The organism is Streptomyces sp. NPDC107522, assembly GCF_055657525.1.
This window is the reverse complement of sequence record NZ_JBVKAU010000017.1, coordinates 129,957-145,658: the sequence shown is the minus strand read 5'-3', so window position 1 is coordinate 145,658 and position 15,702 is coordinate 129,957. Positions and strand designations below refer to the sequence as shown.

General features: G+C 72.0%; 12 protein-coding genes. 4 read left to right on the top strand and 8 right to left on the bottom strand.

Annotated elements, in window-relative coordinates; all coding sequences use genetic code 11:
- Positions 1 to 120 precede the first annotated feature (120 nt).
- Positions 121 to 672 (bottom strand): FHA domain-containing protein, encoded by a 552-nt coding sequence (locus ACZ7L6_RS35935; RefSeq protein WP_471931377.1) that lies wholly within the window; start codon positions 670 to 672, stop codon positions 121 to 123.
- Between the two features lie 185 nt (positions 673 to 857).
- Here ACZ7L6_RS35935 and treZ point away from each other — a divergent pair, with 185 nt between their 5' ends.
- A complete protein-coding gene (treZ, locus tag ACZ7L6_RS35930) occupies positions 858 to 2,603 on the top strand; it encodes a malto-oligosyltrehalose trehalohydrolase (RefSeq protein WP_471931375.1) in 1,746 nt (581 codons plus the stop codon).
- Between the two features lie 195 nt (positions 2,604 to 2,798).
- Here the strand turns inward: treZ and ACZ7L6_RS35925 are convergent, their stop codons facing one another.
- The 5 genes from ACZ7L6_RS35925 to ACZ7L6_RS35905 form a co-directional block, all read right to left on the bottom strand.
- Complete coding sequence (locus tag ACZ7L6_RS35925) at positions 2,799 to 3,743, bottom strand: aminoglycoside phosphotransferase family protein (RefSeq protein WP_471931373.1); 945 nt, start codon at positions 3,741 to 3,743, stop codon at positions 2,799 to 2,801.
- A gap of 62 nt (positions 3,744 to 3,805) precedes the next feature.
- Positions 3,806 to 4,933, bottom strand: a complete 1,128-nt coding sequence (locus tag ACZ7L6_RS35920) for an aminopeptidase P family protein (protein WP_471931371.1) — start codon at positions 4,931 to 4,933, stop codon at positions 3,806 to 3,808.
- 120 nt (positions 4,934 to 5,053) lie between these two features.
- Complete coding sequence (locus ACZ7L6_RS35915; protein WP_471931369.1) at positions 5,054 to 5,674, bottom strand: LysE family translocator; 621 nt, start codon at positions 5,672 to 5,674, stop codon at positions 5,054 to 5,056.
- Between the two features lie 70 nt (positions 5,675 to 5,744).
- Positions 5,745 to 6,329, bottom strand: a complete 585-nt coding sequence (locus ACZ7L6_RS35910) for a PDZ domain-containing protein (protein ID WP_471931367.1) — start codon at positions 6,327 to 6,329, stop codon at positions 5,745 to 5,747.
- 150 nt (positions 6,330 to 6,479) lie between these two features.
- On the bottom strand, positions 6,480 to 7,346 hold the full coding sequence (locus ACZ7L6_RS35905; protein ID WP_471931365.1) for a LysR family transcriptional regulator: 867 nt from the start codon (positions 7,344 to 7,346) through the stop codon (positions 6,480 to 6,482).
- Positions 7,347 to 7,455: 109 nt separating this feature from the next.
- On the opposite strand from ACZ7L6_RS35905, the gene ACZ7L6_RS35900 reads away from it, so the two are divergent.
- A complete protein-coding gene (locus ACZ7L6_RS35900; RefSeq protein WP_471931449.1) occupies positions 7,456 to 8,175 on the top strand; it encodes a CTP synthase C-terminal region-related (seleno)protein in 720 nt (239 codons plus the stop codon).
- Between the two features lie 37 nt (positions 8,176 to 8,212).
- On the opposite strand, the gene phsA is transcribed toward ACZ7L6_RS35900, so the two are convergent.
- Positions 8,213 to 10,099, bottom strand: coding sequence for an O-aminophenol oxidase PhsA (gene phsA / locus ACZ7L6_RS35895; RefSeq protein ID WP_471931363.1), 1,887 nt, complete (start codon positions 10,097 to 10,099; stop codon positions 8,213 to 8,215).
- 165 nt (positions 10,100 to 10,264) lie between these two features.
- Between phsA and ACZ7L6_RS35890 the strand changes: the two genes are divergently transcribed.
- Positions 10,265 to 11,758: a hypothetical protein gene (locus tag ACZ7L6_RS35890; RefSeq protein ID WP_471931361.1), complete on the top strand. Its 1,494-nt coding sequence runs from the start codon at positions 10,265 to 10,267 to the stop codon at positions 11,756 to 11,758.
- Here ACZ7L6_RS35890 and cyc2 read toward each other — a convergent pair.
- Entirely contained in the window at positions 11,751 to 13,910 is a 2,160-nt protein-coding gene (gene cyc2 / locus ACZ7L6_RS35885; protein WP_471931359.1) for a germacradienol/geosmin synthase Cyc2, read from the bottom strand. The two genes, ACZ7L6_RS35890 and cyc2, sit on opposite strands and share 8 nt — an antisense overlap.
- 188 nt (positions 13,911 to 14,098) lie before the next feature.
- Here cyc2 and ACZ7L6_RS35880 point away from each other — a divergent pair, with 188 nt between their 5' ends.
- The gene (locus ACZ7L6_RS35880) at positions 14,099 to 15,340 is read left to right on the top strand and encodes an endonuclease/exonuclease/phosphatase family protein (RefSeq protein WP_471931357.1); all 1,242 of its coding nucleotides are present in this window, start codon (positions 14,099 to 14,101) and stop codon (positions 15,338 to 15,340) included.
- Positions 15,341 to 15,702 lie beyond the last annotated feature (362 nt).

The following is a 15,702-nucleotide window of genomic DNA, read 5'->3' as shown; positions in this document are numbered from 1 at the left end:
TGGTGTACGCACAGTCAGTCACGAGTTGACGGGTACGTCAACACCGTAGAGCGCAAAGGGATTTCACTGCGCGGGTGATCAACGCATCACGTAAACGCAAGGCCAGAGCTAAGGTTCGGCTCAGTTCGCGGCGAGCCGGAACGACATCCGGCCGAAGCCGACCTGGTCGCCCTCGCGGACCACGACGGCACCGATGACGCGTCGGCCGTTCACCGTGGTGCCGTTGGTGGAGCCGAGGTCGCGCAGGACCCACAGGCCGGCCTGGTGGCTCAGCTCGGCGTGCACCCGGGACACCGTCTCGTGGGTCAGCCGCAGCCCGTTGGCGGGGTCGCGCCCTATGCGCAGCGGATGACCGGCCGCGGGGTGGGGCAGCAGCAGCTTGGGCAGCCGCTCGGCCTGCCATGCCCGGCGCAGCCGTACGGTGAAGCCGGAGATCGCCTCGACGGTGCCGAACACCAGGCGCGACACACGGCTCTCGACGGGCAGGTCGGCGGTGAGCACGGCGAGCTCGTCCGCGCGGCGGGCGGCGAGGGCGAGCTCCATGCGCCGCACGAACGTGTCGTGCGACAGCCGGCCCATGGCGACGCCGTCACGGAGCACCTTCAGCGCCTTGTCGCGCTCCGCGTCGGAGAGCCGCGCGGGGTACGTGTTGAACTCGAAGGACGACGTCACGGTGCTGATTGTCGGTCAGTGAACCCCCGGTGTCCAGAAAACGCGGAAACGGCGGCCACGCGCGCGTGCCCGGCGAGGCCGGCCGCGACACCCGCCGCAAAAGGGAAGATTCAAAAGCGGATTGATCTCGTTTGAAGCACCATGGACGGGCTACATCACGGTGAGCAGACGAAGGGGAACCGTCCGTGCAGTTCGAGGTGTGGGCACCGCAGGCCGACCGTGTGACGCTTCATTGCGAGGGCGTCACACGCGCGTTGGAGCGCGATCCGGATCGCGCGGGATGGTGGTGGGGGGAGGCGGAGGCGCGGGACGGGACGCGGTACGGCTTCGCGCTGGACGACGGTCCCGTGCTGCCCGACCCGCGCTCCCGGCGGCAGCCGGACGGCCCGGACGGGCTGAGCGCGGTCGTGGACCACGGCCGGTACGAGTGGCGTACCGAGTGGGCGGGCAAGCCACTGCCCGGTGCGGTGCTGTACGAGCTGCATGTGGGCACGTACACGCGCGAGGGCACGCTGGACTCGGCCGCCGAGCGGCTCGGGCATCTCGCGGAACTGGGCGTCACCCACGTCGAGTTGATGCCTCTGTGTCCCTTCCCCGGGCGGCACGGCTGGGGCTATGAGGGTGTCTCGCTGTGGGCCGTCCACGAGCCGTACGGCGGGCCCGAGGCGCTGAAACGCTTCGTCGACCGGGCCCACGATCTGGGCCTGGGCGTGGTCCTCGACGTCGTGCACAACCACTTCGGCCCGTCCGGCAACTATCTGCCCGCCTTCGGCCCCTACCTCACGGACACGCACCACACCCCCTGGGGTTCCGCCGTCAACCTGGACGCGCCCGGTTCGGACGAGGTGCGCGCGTTTCTCGTGGAGAGCTCGCTGGCCTGGCTGCGGGACTACCGGATCGACGGGCTGCGTCTGGACGCGGTGCACGCGCTGGTGGACACGCGCGCGTGCCACTTCCTGGAGGAGCTGTCGACGGCCGTCGACGCCCTCTCCGCCGACCTCGGCCGGCCGCTGTACCTGATCGCCGAGTCCGACCTCAACGACCCTCGGCTCATCACCGCGCGCGAAGAGGGTGGTCTCGGTGTGCACGCGCAGTGGAACGACGACTTCCACCACACCCTGCACACCGCGCTGACCGGCGAGTCCCAGGGCTACTACGCCGACTTCGCCCGAGCTCCCATGGCGGGCCTCGCCAAGACCCTCACCGGCGGCTACTTCCACGACGGCACCTACTCGAGCTTCCGGGGCCGGCGCCACGGGCGCCCCCTGGACCGCACGCGCGTGGCGGCGCACCGCCTGCTCGGCTACAGCCAGACCCACGACCAGGTCGGCAACAGGGCCCAGGGCGACCGGCTCGCTGCCCTGCTCTCCCCCGGCCTGCTGGCCTGCGCGGCCACGCTGACGCTGACCGCGCCGTTCACGCCGATGCTGTTCATGGGCGAGGAGTGGGCCGCGGGCACCCCCTGGCAGTTCTTCACCGACCACACCGACCCGGAGCTCGCCGAGGCCGTACGGCGGGGCAGACGGCGCGAGTTCGCGGCGCACGGCTGGGCCGAGGAGGACGTGCCCGACCCGCAGGACCCGGCGACCCGGGACCGCTCCTGCCTCGACTGGTCCGAACCGGACCGCGAGCCCCACGCGCGCGTGCTGGCCTGGTACCGCCGCCTGATCGCCCTGCGCCACGAGCAGCCCGACCTCACGGATCCCGACCTCGCCGACACCAAGGTGGCCTACGACGAGCAGGGGCGCTGGCTCGCCTTCCGTCGGGGTGACGTACGGGTGGCCGTCAACTTCGCCAAGGATCCGGCGGCGATTCCCCTGGGACCCCGTCAGGCGGTCGTATTGGCGGCCTGGGAGCCCGTGGAGGCGCCCGGCGCGGACGGGGTGCTGCATGTGCCCGGGGAGTCGGGTGTGGTGCTGTTGCAGGGGTGAGCGGGGCGTCGGGCGGGCCGTTTCGCGATCGGCGCTGATGTGCCGAGACGGGGCTGCGCACGGCGGCGGGCTCCGGCGGTGGCCGCGTCGGCGGTCGCCCGGCGGTCGCGTTCCTCGCGGCGGCGGTGACGGGGGCAGTCCTGCCGGTCTGCTCGCCGTCTGCGGCCCGTCGCGGGGCTCACAGGGCAACGCCTACTAGGGCTCCTCGTCGCCGTCGTCCTCCCGCAGTTCCGTCACGCGCTCCAGCAGGATCGCCTCCCACGCGTGACGGAGCTGTGTCCTCAGCAGCGGGAGGGGTGTCTCGCCGTTGCCGTCGAGGCGGGCCGCGAGGTGGAGGACCGCGTCGCAGCGGGCGAGCCAGAGGCCGCGCAGGCAGGGGCGGGCGCCGTAGCCGGCGAGGGTGGCTGCGCGCACGGCGGCCGGGGAGCCGACGGCGAGGGCGAGGCCGGCGATGTCCTCGGCGGGGTCGCCGAGGACGGTGTCGGCCCAGCCGAGGACGCCGCGCACCCGGCCGTCGGCGCTGACGACGAGGTGGTCGCCGGTGAGGGCGTGGTGGACGAGGACGGCCGTGCCGGGCTGGGCCGCGAGCTGCACGGCGGCCGGCTGGGTGAGCTGGCGCAGGCGGGTGGCGTCGAACTCGTCGGCGTCGGCGAGGCGGGCGGCGCCGCGTTCGGCGGACCGGCGCAGGGCCTCCAGGGAGCGCGGGGCGGCGCGCGGCACTCCGAGCGTCTCGGCCTGCCGTACGGGAACTTCCCGGAGCCCCGTGAGCAGCCCGGCCAGGTCGGCCTCGCCGACGGCGGACACGTCGTGCTGCGCGCCCGACCCGCCGGGCACCTTGGTGTCCAGCGTGTAGGTCAGCCCGGGCGCCCACTCCCCGTACGCGACGCTCGTCGGCACCGCGACCGGAACGTGCGGGCGGACGAGGTCGCGCAGGCGCAGTTCGCGGCGCTGGCGGGCGGCTGCGTCACGGTCGGGGGCGAGGCGCAGCACATGGCGGGTGCCGACCAGCCAGGTCGCGGGTTCGGCGCCCGGGGCGGCGGGGCGGACCTCCGGCCCGGCCGAGTCGTCCACGCCCTCCTTGAGCAGGGAACGGACCAGTCGGCGGACGGTGTCCGCGGTGGGTGTCGGTGCCTGGGTCATGGTCGCGCCGTTGTCGCTCGGGGGTCTACGGGGGCTCCTTGCTCCGGGATCGAGTCGCCGGGTCAGTCCACTATGACCATCTCGCGGGTCGTGTCGTTGAGGCGTCGGCCGCCGTCCTCGGTGACCGTCACGATGTCCTCGATGCGCACCCCGAAGCGGCCGGGCAGGTAGACGCCGGGCTCCACGGAGAAGCACATGCCGGGCACCAGGGGCTGTTCCTCGCCCTCGATCATGTACGGCGGCTCGTGCGTGGTGACGCCGATACCGTGCCCGGTGCGGTGGATGAAGTACGCGCCGTATCCGGCGTCCGCGATGACCGCGCGGGCGGCCCGGTCGACCTCCTGGCAGGCGACGCCGGGCCGCACGGCACGGAAGCCCGCTTCCTGGGCCGCGCGCACCAGGTCGTGGACGCGGCGTTCCTCGTCGGTGGGTTCCCCGACGTGGACGGTGCGGGAGGTGTCGGAGCCGTAGCCGTCCTTCAGGCCGCCGAAGTCGAGGACGACCATGTCGCCGCTCTCGATCACGCGGTCGCCCGCCTCGTGGTGCGGGTTGGCGCCGTTGGGGCCCGAGGCGACGATCGTGAAGTCGACCTGGGAGTGGCCGGCCCCTCGCAGCAGGTCGGCGAGGTCGGCGGCGACGTCGGACTCGCGGCGGCCGCCGAAGGGAACCTTCCGGATCTCCTCGAACGTTGCGTCTGCGGCCGCACCCGCGGCCGCCAACAGCTTCACCTCGGCGGCGTCCTTGACGGCCCGCAGCATCGGCAGGGCGTCGGTGAGGGGGGCGTAGGAGGTGCCGGGAAGCACCCGCTGCAGGGCCAGCAGATGCATCGCCCACGCATTGTCGCTGATGCCGAACCGGCCGCTCGCGTCGAGGAGGGCGGCGGTGGCGGCGTAGGGGTCCTGGCCGTCGGTCCAGTCGCGCAGGGTCAGACCGGGCGCGCCGGAGGCCTTCGCGGCGTCCGGGGCCTCCAGTGCGGGGACGACGAGGACGGGATCCCGGCCGGGGACGAGGACCAGCAGGGTGAGCCGCTCGGTCTCCGCGGGGGGCGCGTAGCCGGTGAGCCACACCAGGTCCGGGCCGGGAGCGACCAGCAGCCCGGCCAGTCCGGCGTCCGCGGCCGTCCGCGCGGCACGCTCCATCCGGGCCCGGTAGTCGTCGGCGGTGAAGGGCGCGGGTGCGGTGCCGGTCATCCGGGCCTCCCTGGGCGCTGATAAGGACTACGGGCAGCATCCTGCCCGCAGGGAAGGGGCGGCGCGAGCCGGTCGGCGGGTCTTTCGGCAGGTCTTCCGTACGGCCGGTCGGGCATGGCGTCAGCCGTCCAGTGCCATGCGGACGCCGAGGAGCAGCAGGACGCCCCCGGAGACCTGTTCCAGGCGCCGGCGCACGCCCGCGCGGGACAGCACGCTCTTCATCCGGCCGACGAACCACACGTACAGGCCGTAGTAGCCGACCTCGTACACCGCCCAGAGCGCGGCCAGGCCGACCATGGCCGGCAGGTGCGGGGTGCCCTCCGGCACGAACTGCGGGAGGAAGGACAGGGCGAAGACGGCCGCCTTGGGGTTGGCGAGGTTGAGCAGCAGCCCGCCGCGGTAGGAGGCCCAGCCGCTCTTGTGGGTGGCCTCCCAGGTGCCTTCCTCCGCGCCCTTGCCGCGGCGCGCCTGCCGCAGCGCCTGGACGCCGAAGCCGACGAGGACGACCGCGCCGACGATCCGCATCACGTCGTACGCCACCTCGGAGGCCGTCAGCAGCGCGGTCAGACCGAACGCGGCGACGACGCCCCAGATGAAGACGCCGGTCTCGTTGCCGAGCACGGTCAGGAAGCCGGAGCGTCTGCTGTGCAGGGACTGCTTGATGATCAGGACGGTGCTGGGCCCGGGCGAGGCGGCGACGAGGGTACAGGCCCCCAGGAACGCGATGAGGGTGGTCGGCATGGAGTCATCGTGGCCCTGTCGGCGAAGGGTGACCAGTGGTTTTCGACTGCTTCTGCGACGGAGGCGGCCGTCAGGTGACGACGCCCGGGACGACCGTCAGCTGCTGGAAGCCGCCGCTGCGGTGGCGCACCGTCAGGACGGCCCCGCTCCCCGGGCGGGACGCGGCGACGGCCCGCGCGAGGTCGGCGGCCGAGTCGATGCGGGTCTTGTCGAACGCGAGGATCACATCGCCGCGGATCAGGCCGGCCGCGTATCCCGGGCCGGGCACGTGAACGCCGACGACCAGGGCGCCCGGCGTCTCGGCGTCCACCGCTTCCACGCCGAGGGTGGCCACTGCGGCGGGAGCCGGAGAGGAGGTCGGCGACGGGGAACGGGGGTGTGCGGAGGGGGCCGGGCTTGCGGGGGCGCCCTGTCCTGCGCGCCGTTGCAGTTCGGCGAGCTTGCCCATGCCGATCACCGTGGCGCCCATCGCGCCGAGTCCGACCCCGGACAGGACCAGCACCATCCCGACGAGCAGGGCGGCCAGGAGCGTCGTGAGCCGTCGGCCGCATCGGCGGGGCGCGGCGTGCGGGCGCCGTGCGCCGGGGCCGGGTTCGGCGCCACCGCCGGATCCCTGACCTGGCATGGGCTTGGGTCGCAACGCAGTCTGGTCCATCGATCGCCTCCGCCTGGTGACTACCCTGCGCACCGGCGCACAACGAGCCACGATCGAGTGAGACTGACCGGTGGTCAAGAACGGGAAGTCATAGGCGTCACGGCAAGAAACGGGACGTCAGGGACGGTGGCGCAAGGGCGGGCTGCCGCCTCACGTCCGTTCGGACAGCACCGCCGCGACCGCTGCCGCGGCCCCCCGCAGCGCTCCGGCGTGCACCAGTTCCGTCCGGTGCACGACCCGCGGTTCCGTGACCGGTACGGCGACCGTGCCGGGGACACCGGTGACTGCCGGGCGTGGCAGCAGGGTCAGGCCGTGACCCGCCGCGGCCAGGGCGGTCAGGGTGCGGACGTCGGTGCCCTCGTAGCGCAGGGCGCGGCGGAAGCCGTGGCCGCCGTTCGCCGCGCGCAGCTGGGCGAGCGGCAGGCTGGCGTCGGGGGCGTCCAGCCAGCGGGCGTCGGCCAGGTCGCCGAGGCGCAACGCCGCGCGCCGGGCGAGCGGGTGGGTGTCGGGCAGGAGGACACAGACCGGCTCCTCCCCCACGCCGTACGTGGTCAGCGGGGCCACGTCGGGCAGTCGCAACGGGTCGCTGGGGGCGGCCAGGCCGTCCACGAGGCCGAGATCCGCCGTACCCGTGGCGACGGCCGCGGGGACCTCGTCGCGCGGCAGCACGCGCAGGGTCACTCCGGAGGCCGGAAGCGCGGCGAGGACGCGCGGCCCGAGTGCGGTCGGCGCGGTCGCGAGCGTCAGCCCGTGGTCGGGCGCGGCCACCATGCGTACGACGTCGGCGCGGGCCGCCTCCAGGCGCAGCAGCAGCGGTCCCGTGTGTTCGAGGAGCCGCTCGCCGGCCGCGGTGGGCGCGACGGGGCGGCGGGTGAGCAGCGGGGCGCCGAGGTCCTGTTCGAGCGCGGCGATGTGCTGGGACACCGCCGACTGGGTGTAGCCCAGTTCGCGGGCGGCCTCGGAGAACGAGGCGAGGCGGGCGACGGTGACGTAGGTGCGCAGCAGGTGCGGGTCCATGCCGGACAGCATCCCCTACAGCATCAGCTCTGCTTATCGGAGGTGCAGTAATCATCGTTGGACCTGAACCACGCCGCGCGCCCAGGATGAGGCCATGACCCACACCACGATGCCCGTCGCGAAGGTCGCCCTCGTCGGCGACCGGTCCCCCAACGTCGTCTCGCACACCCGTATCCCCCAGCTGCTGGACGCGCTCGCCGCACATGACCGGCTCGTCCTGGACGCCTACTGGATCCAGTCCGAGGACGCCGAGGCCGAGGGCGCGGTGCGCGGCTTCGACGCGGTGTGGGTGGTGCCGGGCAGCCCGTACCGCAGCGAGGCGGGTGTGCTCGCCGCGATCCGCACCGCGCGCACGGAGGGCATCCCGTTCCTCGGCACCTGCGGCGGCTTCCAGCACGCGCTGCTGGAGTTCGCCCGGGGCGCCTGTGGGCTGCCGAAGGTGGCGCACGCAGAGAACGACCCCGATGCGGAGGACTTCCTCATCGAACCGCTGGCCTGCTCACTGGCCGGCCACGAGGACACCGTCGTACTGGAAGAGGGGTCGCTCGCCCAGTCGGTGATCGGTGCCGAGCGGACCGTGGAGCGCTACTCCTGCCACTACGGCCCCTCCCGCCATCTGGACACGCTGCGGGAACACGGGCTGCGCTTCAGCGGACAGGACGCTCAGGGGCAGGTCCGGATGGCCGAACTGCCGGGCCACCCCTTCTTCCTCGCGTCCCTGTTCCAGCCGGAGCTGTCCGGCGACGGCTCGCGCCCGCACCCGATGGTCCGGGCGCTGGCGCGAGCCGCGGTCGAGCACGCCGCGCGGAAGGTTCCCACGCACGCGTGACGTGCCGCGCGCGCCCGACGCGGCACGCGCGCGTGCGTCAGCCCGTGTGTCCCTCCCCGTGACCGCCGTGCGCTCCGCCGTGGTCGAACTTCAGCGCCTCCGCGGGCATGACGACGAAGGGCCGCATCATGCCCATGTCCTCGTGTTCGAGGAGGTGGCAGTGGTACATGAACCGGCCGTAGGCGCCGTCGAACCTGCCCATGACGCGCAGCATCTGGTTCCCCGGCACCTGGAACACGTCCTTGTAGCCGAGTTCGTTGGGCGCCAGCGGGATCCGGGTGCCGGCGTCGTACCGGATCGGGCTGCGGGTGCCGCCCACCACGGGGTCGAATCCGGAGACGTCGTAGGCGTCCCGGCCCAACAGCTGGAAGTCGGCCAGGTGGATGTGCATGGGGTGGACGATCGGCGCGAGGTTGAGGAAGCTCCACTGCTCGTGGCTGCCCTCGGCGATGGTGAAGCCCAGGCCGTCGTTGAACGTCCGGGCCGTACGCCGGTACGTCCGCGTCTTCCCGTCCGGGCCGGTGACCTGGATGACGCCCTCGGTGGGTACCCGGATGTCGCCCGGGTCCTTCACCTCCGCCATCTCCCAGATCTCGGGGTGACCGCCGGCGCCCTTGGTGGCGGGCGGGGTGAGCACGATCAGGCGGTGGCCGTGCTCGATGTCGTGCGTGAGCCGGCGGAAGGAGCCGGAGAGCACCTCGGGCAGTTCGAAGCCGTCCGTCTCGCAGGTCTCCCGGACCCGGAACTCCATGACCGCCGGATAGCGCACGTCACCGGCCGGGTCGGGTACGCCGGGCGGCTGGTTGCGGCCCTTGTTGACCAGGCGGAGCGTCCTGCCCGCGAGGCCGCGGAAGTCGACGAGCAGGTCGAAGCGCTCGGCCGGCGCCGCGGTCAGCGTGGGCAGCGCACCGTCGAAGTCGATCGGCACCGGGCGCGGCAGCAGTCCGCCGTCGCTGCCGATCTGGTGCACGACGCCCGGGACCGGGTTGTCGTCCTCGTCGACCAGGACGAGGTTGTAGATGCGCGCGTTGGACGCGTTGACCAGCCGGAAGCGGTACCAGGCGTCGTCCACCTCGGTGTACGGCCAGATGCGGCCGTTGACCGTGGTGTACGGGCCGGTGAACGGGATGGAGACCGGCTTGCCCGTCTCCGGGTTCTTCTGCTGGACGATCACCGTCTTGTGCAGCAGCCGGCCGTTGAGCCGGCCGTCCTCGTCGGTGTCGAGGTTGCGGTCGGCGAGCAGTAGCGGGATCTCCCGCTCCCCGCAGGGGAGATGGAGGGCGTCCTCCTCGTCGTCACGGACGAGGTAGGTGCCGTACAGGCCGGTCATCACGTTCCACCGCGTGATGTTCATGGCGTGGTCGTGGTACCACCACTGCACCGCCTGGTGGTCGTTCGGATACTCCGACAGCTGGGCGTCGCCGTGGCCGACCGCGTTGTCCGCCCAGCCGTCGTTGCCGCCGCCCGTCTGGGCGCCGTGCAGATGGGTCACCGACCAGGCGGGCAGGGCGGCGACGTCCTTGTTGGGCTCGACGCCCTCACGGCCGGGCTCGGTGGTGGCCTGTGGGCGGCCGTCCGTGCGCAGCGGTACCTCCACCGAAGTGACCGGGTACTCGCTGTCCTTGGGGATGCGGTTGGTCCAGGCGATACGCACGCGCTGTCCGCGCCGCACCTCGATGGTGGGGCCCGGCACCTGGCCGTCGTACCCCCACATCAGGGTCGGCGGCAGCTGCGGGTGCAGGCGCACCCAGGTCGGGCGCAGGGCGATCTCGGTCTCGCGCAGGACGTCTTCGGACGCGGGCCGCAGGACGGGAGGGACGGGCAGGGGCGCCGCGTACGGCGTGAGCTCGCCGGTGTCGAGCGGCTGCTCCGCCCTTTCGGTCTCCGTGTCGCTGTCCGTGAACCTCTCGATGATGTCGGTCAAGGTCGAACACCCCCGTGTGTTCTTGTCGTCTGTTCCCCTTCATCCCGGAAGACTCCCGGCGCATCGGCGAAGTTCCAGGAATATCCCGTTCCGGCCGAAAAGTTTCGAAGACCGCGTCCGGAGGCCGGAAGTCCGTTGTCGGTGGCGGCTGTTACGTTCTGTGACGTGACCGATCGCGCCCTGCGGCTGCTCCGAGAGAACCCCCGGCTGGCCGGACTGGCGGCCTTCCCCTTCGGCTTCGACATCGACCGTGCGGCCCATGGTCACGTCGAGGAGGTCCGCCTCGCCTCGGGCGGACCGCTCGACATGGTCGCGGGGGACGACACCGGCGGTACGTACTTCGTGTGCGCGGACGGCTCGGTGCTGTACGCCGACTCGGAGGGCTCGGCCGGGATCATCGGCTCCAGCGTCGACGAGGCGCTCGAGATCATGATCGGTCTGGCGGAAGCCGAAGAGGACGACAGGGACGACGAGGACGACGCGGACGAGGCTCAGCAGGGCCATGGCCTGGAAGAGGCGCGGGCCGAACTGCGCGGCGCGCTGGGCTTTGCGGAGCGCTCCCCCGCGGAGCTCGAAGCCATGCTGCAGGCCGCGCTCCTGCGCACCGAGCCCGACTTCGTGCTGCTGAACGCGACCGAGGACAACGCCTACCAGCTGCTCGACGCGCATCCGCGCCCGCCCTTGTGGGAGCCGGTGCTCGCGAGCGGCCGCGCCGATCTGGCCCTCCTGCGTGCGGGCGACCGCGCGGTGTGGGACGCCGTGGCCGACGATCCCGTACGCCGCCGACTCGCCCTGCGGGCCGCGCAGTTCGACCGCGCCGTGGGCGATCTCGGGTTCCTGCGCCATCTGCTGCGGCACGAGGCGAGGTCCTCGATGACGGACGAACTGCGGCTCGCCGCCGTGCTGGTGGGCCTGCACGGAGACACCGGGGACCTGCCGCTGCTGCACGAGGTGCGTGAGACGACCTACGACACCAGGTGCGGGCTCGGCGGCATGCCGGAACCCGGGGCGAGCGCTCAGGAGTTGCGCGCGTGGGCGCAGGAGCTGGACGAGTCACTGTTCGGTACGGATCCCGCGGACGAGCCGGTGGGCACCTGGACCGACCTGGCCCGCGACCAGGGCATGACCGAGCTCGCCCGGATCGCGCTGATCCGCCGTCTCGACGAGATCGTCATGGATCAGAGCAGACTCCGTCGGCCCGACGCCCCGCGGGAGTTGACCACGGCCCCGCTGCGGGCGCTGGCGCACGACTTCGAACAGCTCGGCGACCGCCTCCAGGCGCTGCGCGCCCAGCGCTTGCTCGCCGCGTTGCGTGAGGGGCCGTGGGACCGGGTGCTGGCCCGCCTCGACCAGGCCCGCCTGGAGCGTGCCGTCGGCCAACTGCCGCAGGCTGCCAGGACCTTGGCGTTCCTGCGCGAAACCCTCGCTGCCCCCGAGGACGACTCGCTGCGTCACTGGCGATGCGCGAGCCTCGGCCGCTTCATGGCCAAAGAGCACTACAGGCTGACCCACGCCCTGGCCGACGCGGGCCAACCGGAGGAGGCCCGCGCGCTCCTCACGGCCGCAGACGCGATACTCGGCGAGCTCTCGGAGAACGCCGCGAAGGGCGTACGAGAGCTAGCCGAGGAGGCCGCCGCGCGCGTGCGGGAGGTCAGCTGAGGACGGGCACGGCCGGCGGACGGCCCGGCAGGAAGCCGTGGGCGCGGCGGGCCAGGAAGTCGGGCTTGTAACGGTCGACCGACCGATGCCAGTTCAGGATGGCAGCCATGTAGTTCCGCAGGTCGTCCACATAGTCCCCCATGGCCTTGCGCGCCTCGTCCGAGAGGCCGAAGTCCTCGTACACGACCGGCAGTTCGTGCGCGGCCACGTGCTCGAACTGGCGCATCCGCTGGGTCATCAGGTCGTGGACGACTCCGAGCGCGGTCGGGTAGTCGATCCCGAAGAAGTTCTGCACGACGAGGATCGCGTTGTGGACCTCGCCCTCGTACTCGATCTCCTTCTGGTAGGAGAACACGTCGTTGATGAGCATGGAGTAGTCGACGGCGGCGTTCTCCAGAGAGCGCACGGGCCCGCTGCGGTAGACCTCCGGCGGGACGGCGGGACCGCAGCCGGTGCGGCACAGGTTGAGCGTGAGGTCGGCGCCGAAGGTGGCGCGCCGCATCTCCAGGTAGTCGACCGGGTCGGGGATGCGGTTCTGGAGCTGGTTGGCCAGCTCCCACACCCAGCTCTCGGTCATCTTGTTGATCGCGTCCTTCAGGGAGCGCCGCTGGGCCGCGGTCATCCCGGCCGTCGTCCGCGTCCAGAGGTCGACGAGGCCGCACTCCATGCCGCCCAGCGGGGTGACGGCCGCCTCGCCCTCGAGGGGCATGCAGTCCGACAGACGCCGGGTGGTCAGGCGCGCGGCGGCCAGGTCGCGGCGGTGGCCGAAGACAAGCGGGTAGTAGTCGTCGCCGTACGTTCCCCAGGCGAGCCATTGCGCGCTGAAATCGAGGGCTGCGGGCGTGGCGTCCGGGTCGAGGCCGGCGGAGCACAGGGCGAGGTCGTAGGCGGCGAGCTTGTCCTCGTCCCAGACACCCTCCCGGAGCATGCCCATGCGGTGCATCCACTCGGTGAGACGGGTGCGGGCGCCGGGCAGGTGCGGGCTGAGCTCCACCGCGAACGGCATGTAGAAGTCGGGCAGCCGGGACGGACCCACCTTCTGGAAGGGCACATGGGTGTACGCGCGCAGGCGTTCGGCGCCGGCCGCGGCGAGCAGCGCGCCGACGTCGGCCGCGGAGGTGCCCGGTCCGGTGAGCGTCTGCCACGGCGCCGTGGACTGCGCGCGCTCGTTCATGTAGCGGCTGGAGCGCATGTGCCATTCGTGGCCGCCCGACTGCCAGTCCTGCAGGCCCTTGGTGTACGCGGCGACCGCGGCGGTCTCCTGCGGCGTGAGCCCGTTCTCCAGCGCCACGGCGGGGACTTCGGTGAGGGCGGTGTGCTCGAACTGGTGGAGCCGTGAGGTGAGGACGTCGTTGACCGTGTCGGCGGCCTCCTGGGTGGTGCAGCCGAAGAACTTCTCCAGCACCAGGACGCCGTTGCTGAGCTCGCCCTCGTCCTCGACCTCGCGCTGGTAGGAGAACAGGTCGTTGCGCAGGTGCACGGCGTCCGAGAACGTCTCCATCAGGACCCTGAGCGGCCTCGACTCCGCGACGGACGCCGGTACTTCGGCCGTCGCGTACTCCACGAGGCCCGACGACCAGGGGGCGCCGCCCACCTTGCGGCGCATCTCGATGTACTCGACCGGGTTGGCGATGCGCCCCTCGTTGATGTTGGACAGCTCCCACAAGGACTCGTTGAGGAGGTGCTCGGTGGCGAGAGCGAACCGGCGGCGCCAGTCGACCGACATCGAGGGCACCGTGCGGGTCCACAGGTCGGCGAGCCCGGCCTCGACCGGGTTCTGCGGCTCGGGCATCGGGGTCGACAGGTCCATCGGCATGAACAGCGGCAGCCGGTCCAGATATGCCTTGCCGCCGGCGCGGTCCTGGGTGCGCTTGAAGATCTCCAGGAAGTGGTCGTCGAAGAAGAAGACCCACACGTACCAGTCCGTGATGAGGGAGAGGGCCGGGCCGTCGCAGTCGGGGTGGGTGTAGGCGCAGAGCAGGCCGTAGTCGTGCGCGTCCAGGTCGGCCTGCTCCCAGATCCCGGACCCCTCCAGCATCCCCATCTCGCGCGCCCACTGGGTCGAATGGGCACGGGCCTCGTCGACGTGCGGGTTCAGCCGCGCGGGATACGGCATGTAGAAGTGCGGGAGTTCGAAGGGCTGCTGCGTCATGGCCCGGCCCTACCCCCCGGGCCCAACAGGCATCCGAGCCAGGGGACATGATCACACCATCGCGTGAATCACCGGTGAACCCGGGAGTTCTCACCGGGCCTTGTGGCGTTCATCTCTACGCGCGCAGACTTTTCGAGCTTCATGTGTCCCTCTGTCTCCCTGTGTCCTCCTCCCTCACCGGAGTCGCGATGAACCACACCGGATCTCTCTCCCGCCGCACCGCGCTCGCCTCCCTGGCCGGGGCGGCGTTGGCCACGACCGCGGCGTTCCCGGCCTCGGCGGCCGAGCGGCACGGCCGCCGGTCGGTACGGTTCGCCACCTTCAACGCCTCCCTGAACCGTTCGGCCCAGGGCGCGCTGATCAGCGACCTGTCCACGCCGGACAACGCCCAGGCGCGCAATGCCGCCGAGACCATCCAGCGGGTCGACCCCGACGTCCTGCTGATCAACGAGTTCGACTACGACGAGCAGGGCACGGCGGTCCGCCTGTTCCTGCGCAACTACCTCTCCGTCGGCCAGAGCGGGGCGAAGCCGATCCGCTTCCCGTACCGCTTCACCGGCCCGGTCAACACCGGCGTCGCCACCGGGGTGGACCTCGACGGGAAGAACGGCGCGGTCACGACACCCGGTTCGGACGCGTACGGGCAGGACGCGTACGGCTACGGCTGGTTCCCGGGGCAGTACGGCATGGTCGTGCTGTCGAAGTACCCGATCGACACGCGCGCGGTGCGGACCTTCCAGCACTTCCTGTGGAAGGACATGCCCGGTCACCTCATGCCCCCGGGCTACTACAGCGACGAGGCCCGCGCGATCCTCCGGCTGTCGTCGAAGAGCCACTGGGACGTGCCGGTGTGCATCGGGCGTTCCACGGTGCATTTCCTGGTCTCGCACCCGACGCCGCCCACCTTCGACGGGGCCGAGGACCGCAACGGGCGGCGCAACCACGACGAGATCCGCCTGTGGGCGGACTACGTCGGTGGGCGCGGGCGCGGCTCCTATCTCTACGACGACAAGGGTGTGCGCGGCGGGCTGCGGTCCGGCGCGCGATTCGTGATCGCCGGCGACAACAACGCCGATCCGTACGACGGTGACAGTTACGACCACGCGATACGGCAGTTGCTCGACCATCCGGCGGTGAATCTTCCGGCCACGCCGCCGGCCAGCGCGGGGGGTGTGGAGGCCGCGAAGGTGCAGGGCGGCGCCAATGCCTCGCACATCGGCGACCCGGCGTGCGACACCGCCGACTTCGGTGACGCCGCTCCCGGGAACCTGCGGGTCGACTACGTCCTGCCGTCCAAGGGGCTGATACCTGGCGCGAACGGTGTCTTCTGGCCGACGTCCGACGATCCGTTGTACCGGCTGGTGGGGGACGGGAAGACGGTGCCGACGTCGGACCACCGGCTGGTGTGGCAGGACGTGCGGCTGGGGTGAGCGGCGGGGCGACGGCGATTGGGCGGGGGGGATTCTCGCCCCCGCCGCCCCTACCCGTCCCATCCTTGAAGGGGCTCCGCCCCTTCCACCCCGCCAGGGGGCTCCGCCCCCTGGACCCCCGTCGGCCCCGAAAGGGCCTCGTCCTCAAACGCCGGACGGGCTGAAAGATGCAGGCCGGCGTCGAGAAGTGCGGCCACCTGCGGGCGGGCGGGGGATCGGGACGGCAGCGCCTCGTCCTCAAACGCCAGACCGGCTGGAATGCCTGGACCGGCGTCAAGAAGCGGAGCCCCCTGCGGGTGGGCGGAGGATCGGGACGGCAGCGCCTCGTCCTCAAACGCCAGACCGGCTGGAATGCCTGGACC